The 6,649-nt window shown below is 68.3% G+C and carries 7 protein-coding genes; 5 read left to right on the top strand and 2 right to left on the bottom strand.

Features of this window, described 5'->3' with window-relative positions; genetic code table 11:
• The 5 genes from AB4Y84_RS09795 to AB4Y84_RS09815 form a co-directional block, all read left to right on the top strand.
• On the top strand, positions 1-403 hold a 403-nt coding region (locus tag AB4Y84_RS09795; RefSeq protein WP_442250071.1), incomplete at its 5' end, for a DsbE family thiol:disulfide interchange protein.
• A 4-nt stretch (positions 404-407) separates the two neighbouring features.
• The gene (locus AB4Y84_RS09800) at positions 408-866 is read left to right on the top strand and encodes a cytochrome c-type biogenesis protein (protein ID WP_442244289.1); all 459 of its coding nucleotides are present in this window, start codon (positions 408-410) and stop codon (positions 864-866) included.
• Positions 860-1,852, top strand: coding sequence for a tetratricopeptide repeat protein (locus tag AB4Y84_RS09805; protein WP_313249786.1), 993 nt, complete (start codon positions 860-862; stop codon positions 1,850-1,852). Before AB4Y84_RS09800 ends, AB4Y84_RS09805 begins: the two co-directional genes overlap by 7 nt.
• Positions 1,853-2,007: 155 nt before the next feature.
• Positions 2,008-3,120 (top strand): homoserine O-acetyltransferase MetX, encoded by a 1,113-nt coding sequence (metX, locus tag AB4Y84_RS09810; protein ID WP_442244288.1) that lies wholly within the window; start codon positions 2,008-2,010, stop codon positions 3,118-3,120.
• On the top strand, positions 3,120-3,464 hold the full coding sequence (locus AB4Y84_RS09815) for a DUF1294 domain-containing protein (RefSeq protein WP_442250072.1): 345 nt from the start codon (positions 3,120-3,122) through the stop codon (positions 3,462-3,464). The genes metX and AB4Y84_RS09815 overlap by 1 nt, the downstream gene beginning before the upstream one ends.
• A gap of 49 nt (positions 3,465-3,513) precedes the next feature.
• Here the strand turns inward: AB4Y84_RS09815 and cydC are convergent, their stop codons facing one another.
• Both cydC and cydD read right to left on the bottom strand, forming a co-directional pair.
• Positions 3,514-5,193 (bottom strand): thiol reductant ABC exporter subunit CydC, encoded by a 1,680-nt coding sequence (gene cydC, locus AB4Y84_RS09820; RefSeq protein ID WP_442244287.1) that lies wholly within the window; start codon positions 5,191-5,193, stop codon positions 3,514-3,516.
• Positions 5,190-6,649 (bottom strand): thiol reductant ABC exporter subunit CydD (gene cydD / locus AB4Y84_RS09825; RefSeq protein ID WP_442250073.1); only part of this gene is annotated, 1,460 nt, incomplete at its 5' end. The genes cydC and cydD, both read right to left, overlap by 4 nt.

Genomic DNA, 6,649 nt, shown 5'->3' on the forward strand with positions numbered 1-6,649 from the left:
CAGCGAGGAGCTGCGTGGCGCGCCGTACCTGCTCAACGTCTGGGGCAGCTGGTGCGCGGCCTGCCGTGAAGAACATCCGGTGCTGACCCGCTTCGCCGAGAGCAAGCGCGTACGCGTGATCGGCTACAACTGGAAGGATGAACCGACCGACGCGCTGCACTGGCTGGAACAGCTGGGCAACCCGTTCATGGTCGTGCTGAGCGACATCGAAGGCCGCACCGCCATCGACTGGGGCGTGACGGCAGCACCGGAGACCTTCCTGGTCGATGGCAGTGGCATCGTGCGCTGGAAGTACAGCGGCGCGATGACCCAGCAGGTGGTCGATGAGAAGTTGATTCCGGCGCTGGAAAAGCTTGAAAAGGCCCAGGGCGATGCCGGCAACACCCTGCACGCCTCGCCGTAAGCGCATGCGCTGGCTGCTGCCCCTGCTGCTGGCACTGACCCTGGTCGCGCCGAACTCCGGCCTCGCCCAACAACCGGTGCATGATGCGCGGCCGCTGATGTTCCGCGATACCGCCGAGGAAGCGCGCTTCCACGACCTGGCTGCGCAGTTGCGCTGCGTGCAGTGCCAGAACCAGTCATTGGCCGATTCCAATGCGCAGATCGCGCAGGACCTGCGCCGTGAAGTGCTGCAATTGATGCAGCAGGGCCTGGACGACACCGCGATCAAGCAGTTCCTGGTCGCCCGCTATGGCGAATTCGTGCTCTATCAACCGCCACTGCAACCGGGCACCTGGCTGCTGTGGGGCGGTCCGCTGCTGGTACTGGGGGCTGGCGCGCTGGTGGTGGTGGGCATCGTCCGTCGTCGCAGCCGGCAGATGGATGCATCCGCTGCGGCGAATTCAACCGAGGGAGAGGACTGGTGACGCAGTGGTTGCCGATGGTCGCCGCAGTGGCCGCTGCGCTGTTGGCGGCAATAGTGCTGTGGCCGCTGCGCCAGCAAGGCCGTCGCAGCTTCGTGCTGGGGGTGGTGACACTGGGCGTAGCCGGTGCCTGCCTGTACCTGTTGGTCGGCAATCCCCGCGCGGCACAGGTGCAGCCCGCACCCTCGGTCGCCACCCTGCGTGACGGCGTAGAGGCACTGCAGCAGGCGCTGCAGCGTGACCCGCAGCGCGCCGATGGCTGGGCGCTGCTGGGCCGTTCGCAGGCTGAGCTGGGTAATGTCGCCGCTGCGGCCGACGCCTTCAACCGCGCCGCAGCCCTTGCACCGGACGAACCGGGCGTGCTGGTCGAGGCCGCGCAGGCACGGGCCCAGGCCGATCCTGGTAAGCAGTTCGATGACACCGCGCTGGCATGGCTGCAGCGCGCACGTACCTTGTCGCCCGAGGCCGAGCGCGCAAGCTGGTTGCTTGGCATTGCCCTGCGCCAGCGGGGCCGCAATGCCGAGGCCGCCGAACTCTGGAGCACGCTGCTGCCACGCCTGGAGCCGGGTGCCGCGCAGGCGCTGCAGGCGCAGATCGCCATCGCCCGCGAGGCGGCCGGCCAGCCGTCGGACACTCCGACAGCGGTTGCACCGGCGCTGCTGCAGGTACGGGTGCACCTGCCCGCATCGTTGAAAGCGAGTGATTGGCCGGCCAGCACCCAGGTGTTCGTGCTGGCACGCGCAGTGGGCGGCCCGCCGATGCCGGTGGCTGCACGCAGGCTGCCCCTGGTCGGCTTCCCTGCAACGGTCGGCCTGGGCGACGGCGACAGCCCGATGCCGACTGCGCCACTGTCGGCGCATCGCGAAGTGGAAGTACTGGCGCGCATTTCGCGCAGCGGCAGCGCCAATCGCAGCGCGGAGGACCTGCAAACCACGCCGGTCAAGGTCAGCCTGCCACATGACGGTGTGGTCGAACTGCGGTTCCCGTAACACGACATCCCCGGTAGTGCCGGCCGCTGGCCGGCAACGTCACGATGTTCGATGTGGATGCGTGGTTGYCGACCAGCGGCCGGTACTACCTGGGCCTCAGCGCATGGAAACCAGCGTGTCGCCAGCTGCACATGCCGCCCCGCTAGAATGCCCCCATGACCGAATTCATTCCGCCCGGCACCCGCTTCCATGCCCTGCCCTCACCCTTTCCGTGCAAACGCGGCGGCGCCCTGCATGGTGCGCGCGTGGCCTACGAAACCTGGGGCACGCTGGACACAGGCGCCAGCAACGCGATCCTGGTCGTCACCGGCCTGTCGCCCGACGCGCATGCGGCGGCCAACGAAGCCAATCCTGCGCCAGGCTGGTGGGAAGCCATGGTTGGCCCCGGCAAGCCGATCGATACCAATCGCTGGTTCGTGGTCTGTGTGAACTCGCTGGGCAGCTGCAAGGGCTCCACCGGCCCGGCCTCGATCAATCCGGCCAACGGTGAACTGTATCGCCTGGATTTCCCGGAACTGTCCATCGAAGACGGCGCACGCGCGGCGATCGACGTGGTGCGCGCACTGGGCATCGGACAACTCGCCTGCGTGATCGGCAATTCCATGGGCGGGATGACGGCGCTGGCGGTGTTGCTGCTGCACCCGGGCATCGCCCGCAGCCATATCAACATTTCCGGCAGCGCGCAGGCCCTGCCGTTCTCGATCGCCATCCGTTCGCTGCAGCGCGAAGCGATCCGCCTGGACCCGCACTGGAACGGTGGCCACTACGACAATGAGGCGTACCCGGAATCGGGCATGCGCATGGCACGCAAGCTGGGCGTGATCACCTACCGCTCGGCGCTGGAATGGGATGGCCGCTTCGGTCGCGTGCGGCTGGATTCAGACCAGGCCGACGATGATCCGTTCGGCCTGGAATTCCAGGTCGAGAGCTATCTGGAAGGCCATGCACGCCGGTTCGTGCGCTTTTTCGATCCCAACTGCTATCTGTACCTGAGCCGCTCGATGGACTGGTTCGATCTGGCCGAGTATGGCGATGGCGATGTGCTGGCCGGACTGGCCAGCATCCGCGTCGGCAAGGCACTGGCGATCGGCGCCAACACCGACATCCTGTTTCCGGTGCAGCAGCAGCAACAGGTCGCCGATGGCCTGCGCGCTGGTGGCGCGGACGCGCGCTTCATCGGCCTGGAATCGCCACAGGGTCATGACGCGTTCCTGGTCGACTTCGAGCGCTTCGGCCCGGCCGTGCGCGGCTTCCTCGACGAACTGTAGTGGCGTGGCGGCGCAATCTCGCACTGGCCGCGCTCGGTGCGTTGATCGGCTTGACCGCAACCGGCGTGTTTCCGCTGTGGCTGGGCGCATGGTGTGCATTGGCCAGTGCGGTGTCGTTCGRCCTGTATGGACACGACAAGCGCGCCGCGCAGCGAAAACAGCAGAGGACGCCCGAACGCACGCTGCAGCTGCTGGCCTTTGCCGGCGGCTGGCCCGGCGCGCTGCTCGGCCAGGCGCTGTTCCGCCACAAACATCGCAAGGCGCCGTTCCAGTGGGTGTTCTGGTTGTGCGTCCTGGCCAACGTGGCCTCGATCGCGGTGATGCTGCGCGCGTTTTCGCGCTAGCTGCCCTGTAGATCCACGCCACGCGTGGATAGCCGACCAAGGTCGGCATCTACCGAAGCGGTTCGCGGACCAGCCCCCCGTCCACCAACCGGTACTGCACATCCACCACACCCGCGGGCAGGTCATCGTGGGTGATCATCAGCAGGCTGCGCCCTTCCAGCAGTGCCGGCAGGTCCTGCAGCAGTGCGCGCGCGGTATCCACGTCCAGGCCTTCGGTGGGCTCATCCACCAGCAGGATCGGTGCATTGCGCAGCAGCGCGCGCGCCAGCGCCAGACGCCGCGCTTGGCCGGCCGACATCGTTGCGCCGTTCTCGCCCACCCACGCCTGCAGGCCGCCGTTGCGCTCGGCCCATTCACCCAGCCGTACCCGTTGCAGCACCGCCCACAACGCCTCGTCGCTGGCCTCGGGATCGCCCAGCCGCAGGTTCGCGGCCACGCTGCCGGCAAACACCGGCGCGTTCTGCGGCAGCCACGCAAGGTGCCGGTGCCAATCGGCCTGGGCGACATCACGCAGGTCCTGGCCACCGTAGGTCAACCGCCCTTGCTGCGGATCCCACAGGCGCAGCAGCAGGCTCGACAAGGTGGTCTTGCCGCTGCCGCTGTCGCCACGGATGGCGATGCGCTCGCCCGGTGCCAGCGTCAGCTGCAGGCCACGCAGCACCGGCCGTGCGGCGCCCGGCCACTGGAAGTGCACATCGTCCCAATGCACGGTCGCCGCCGGCGCCAGCGGCTGCGGCGACACCGGCTCCTGCACCGAAGGTGCCTGCTCGACGATGCCCTGCAGGCGCGCGGCCGCAATGCGGCCCGATTGCAGCGCCTGCCAGGCCAGGCCCATGCCCGCCCACAGTTCAATCATCGCCACGGTCAGGAACACCAGCCCGGCGGCCATTTCCGGCGCGATGCGCTGTTGCTCGGCCGCATGCAGCGCCAGTGCCAGCATCGCTACCAGGCCGAGCCCGGCCAGCACACCATGCAGCGTTGATGCAGCGATCAGCCGCAGGCGTCGACGACGATCGCGCGAGGCCACCTGCTTGGCCGCCACCCGCACCTTCAACTGCCAGGCATTGCCAGCGTTGAGCGCGGCCAGATCAGCCGCCCCTTCCAGCCCCTCGAATGCCGCCGTGCGCAACGCCGCACGATGTGCAGCGCGGTCGGCCTCTTCACTGTCATGTCCCCTCACGCCCAGCCACGGCACGCCGATGCCGATCAGCAACGCCAGTACCGCCAGCAGCACCGCTGCCGATGGCAGGATCAACGCTGCCGAGCCCACGCCCACCAACGTCAACGCGCCCAGCGCCAGCAGCGGGCCGATGGCACGCACCAGCAGGCCATCGATTTCACCGATGTCACCCAGCAGCCGCGCCAGTAGATCGCCGGTGCGGGTCGCACCCAGCCGTGCCGGGGCCAGTGGCAGCGCGCGACGGAAGAACCACACGCGCAGGTCGCGGGCGATGCGCAGGGTGGCATCATGCCCCACCAGTTTTTCGAAGTAGCGCGATGCGATGCGCGCCATGGTCAGGCCGCGGATGCCGGCCGACGGAGTGAAGAAGTTGAAGCCCTGGCCAAGGCCCGCTGCACCGGCCAGCGCTGCAGCAGTGAGGAAGCCACCGGACAGGCCCAGCAGGGCGGTGCCGGCCAGCATCGTGGTCCACAGCAGCAGCACTGCCAGCAGCAGGCGCGGGCGATGACGCAGGAATACCGTGCGCAGCGAATCGGCAGAGCGGCTCATACGCGTACCGCCTGCGCCGGCTCAACCAGGCGCCCTTCGGGCAACAGCAGGCAGCGGTCGGCCCAGGCGATCACCGCCGGGCTGTGGGTGGCCACCACCACGCTGCGTCCGCGCGCATAGGCGGCCAGGCTGCGCAGCAGCGCTGCTTCTGTTTCGGCATCGAGAAACGCGGTCGGCTCGTCCAGCAGCAGCACCTGCGGATCGCGCAGCAGCAGGCGCGCCAGGCCGATGCGACGTGCTTCGCCACCGGACAAGCCAAAGCCGCGCTCGCCGATCAGCGTATCCAGCCCCTGCGGCAGGCGCTGTGCGAACTGCAGCACCTGGGCGGCTTCGGCAACGGCGCGCAGGCGCGCGTCGCTGGCACCGGGATCGGCCAGTCGCAGGTTCTCGGCGATGGTGCCGTGGAACAGATAGGGACGCTGGCTGGCATAGGCCACCTGCAGCCCCGGCCGCAGCTGCACCCGGCCGGCACGCGGCGGCAGCCAACCGGCAAGCGCCTCCAGCAACGTGCTCTTGCCGCTGCCACTGGGGCCGACCAGGGCCAGACGCTGGCCCGGTTCCAGCTGCAGGTCCAGATTCTGCAGCACATCGTGGGCAGCGCCCAACGGACGCAATACCAGACCGTGCGCCTGCAGTGGCGGCAGGGCGGCCTCGGCTGGCTCCGGTGCCAGCGGCACACTGCCATCGATTGTAGTTGTCTCGTCTTCCGGCAGCACCTGCAGCAGACGCTCCACCTCGGCGGCGGCGGCCAGTGCATTGGCACGGTCGTGATAGTGCGCGGCCAGGCGCCGCAACGGTGCGTAGAACTCCGGTGCCAGCAGCAGGCAGAACAAGCCCGCCCCCAGCGTCGGCACAGACGCATGCAGCGACATCAGGCCCAGATAACTCAGGCCCAGATACAACGCAACCATCGCCACGCTGACCGAGGCAAAGAATTCCAGCACGGTGGACGACAGGAAAGCGATGCGCAGCACCTTCATCGTGCGCACGCGCACACCTTCTGCCGCAGCCTCGATGCCGGCCAGCTCGGCCTCCCCACGGCCATACAGGCGCAGCAGGCCCAGGCCTTTGATGCGATCGGCGAAGTGCCCACTCATCCGCGCCAGCTCGCCCAGCTGCGCGCGCCCGGCGGCTTCGGCGCCCCAGCCCACCAGCATCATGAAAAACGGCACCAGTGGCGCAGTGAACAGCAGGATCAGTGCAACTACCCAATCCACCCAGGCCACAGCAGCCAGGATCAACAACGGCACCACCACCACTTCGGTGCGCACCGGCAGGAAACCACTGTAGTAGTTCTCGATCGCATCGCCGTGATGCAGCATCAACTCGCCCAGTTCACCGGTACGGCGCTGCCGCAGCCACAATGGGCCGTGCCCGAGCAGACGCGCGAAGACACGCTCGCGCAGGGACAGGCGTGCGGCATCGGCAACGTCACCCGCCGCAGCCTGGGTGGCAC

It is taken from the genome of Stenotrophomonas sp. 2YAF22, from assembly GCF_052114665.1.
GTDB classification, from domain to species: domain Bacteria; phylum Pseudomonadota; class Gammaproteobacteria; order Xanthomonadales; family Xanthomonadaceae; genus Stenotrophomonas; species Stenotrophomonas indicatrix.

Excerpts from the sequence above, each read along its gene's own strand:
- AB4Y84_RS09800 (WP_442244289.1), top strand. The coding sequence starts at position 408 with ATGCGCTGGCTGCTGCCCCTGCTGCTGGCACTGACCCTGGTCGCGCCG.
- metX (WP_442244288.1), top strand. The coding sequence starts at position 2,008 with ATGACCGAATTCATTCCGCCCGGCACCCGCTTCCATGCCCTGCCCTCA.
- cydC (WP_442244287.1), bottom strand. The coding sequence starts at position 5,193 with ATGAGCCGCTCTGCCGATTCGCTGCGCACGGTATTCCTGCGTCATCGC.